Origin of the sequence: Staphylococcus sp. HMSC070D05, assembly GCF_001815595.1 — a bacterium.
GTDB classification, from domain to species: Bacteria; Bacillota; Bacilli; order Staphylococcales; family Staphylococcaceae; genus Staphylococcus; species Staphylococcus hominis.
This window is the reverse complement of the sequence record NZ_KV821120.1, coordinates 1-298: the sequence shown is the minus strand read 5'-3', so window position 1 is coordinate 298 and position 298 is coordinate 1. Positions and strand designations below refer to the sequence as shown.

The window sequence follows — 298 nt, the reverse complement described above, 5'->3', positions numbered from 1 at the left end:
ATGATGCCACATTTATGAGAATGAAAGAAGATCATATGAAAAATGGACAACTCAAGCCAGGTTATAATTTACAAATAGCGACAAATTCTCAATTCGTTTTATCTTATAATGTGTATCAAAATCCGACTGATACAAGAACGATGATACCATTTTTAAATTCAATTCAAGAGACCTACGGTCATTTACCTGAATATATTGTAGCTGATGCAGGTTATGGTAGCGAACCCAATTATATGGCAATTATAGATGATTTTAATCGAATACCACTTATAACCTACGGTATGTTTATAAAAGATAA

1 protein-coding gene is annotated in these 298 nt (G+C 31.2%); it reads left to right on the top strand.

The features are described 5' to 3' along the window. A partial coding sequence (locus HMPREF3046_RS05170; protein WP_141755520.1) for a transposase occupies nucleotides 1-298 on the top strand: 298 nt, incomplete at both ends.